General features: G+C 47.3%; 1 rRNA gene. It reads left to right on the forward strand.

Annotated elements, in window-relative coordinates:
- Positions 1 to 177: 177 nt before the first annotated feature.
- A 23S ribosomal RNA gene (locus BIV60_RS27890) occupies positions 178 to 366 on the forward strand; the annotation flags it as partial.

Here is a 366-nt window from a genome sequence, read left to right on the forward strand (position 1 = left end):
AACCAAGTAAAAACCGAGTTAAATCGCCATTTTAGGTTTTTAAACCTTTTTAGAGGGTAATTAGAAGCGAGCAGGTCGAGGAAGCGACTGAGTGAGCACCGGAGTGTATGATATATATACATGAGGAGCGCAGCGAGGGAAGCTGACGAAGAGATGCGACGCTTATAATTAGCCGTAGGTTAAGTTAGAAAGGGCGCACGGTGAATGCCTTGGCACTAGGAGCCGATGAAGGACGGGACTAACACCGATATGCTTCGGGGAGCTGTAAGTAAGCTTTGATCCGGAGATTTCCGAATGGGGGAACCCACTGCTCGTAATGGAGCAGTATCTTTATCTGAATACATAGGATATTGAAGGCAGACCCGG

Origin of the sequence: Bacillus sp. MUM 116 (assembly GCF_001866655.1) — a bacterium.
Taxonomy (GTDB): Bacteria; Bacillota; Bacilli; order Bacillales; family Cytobacillaceae; genus Neobacillus.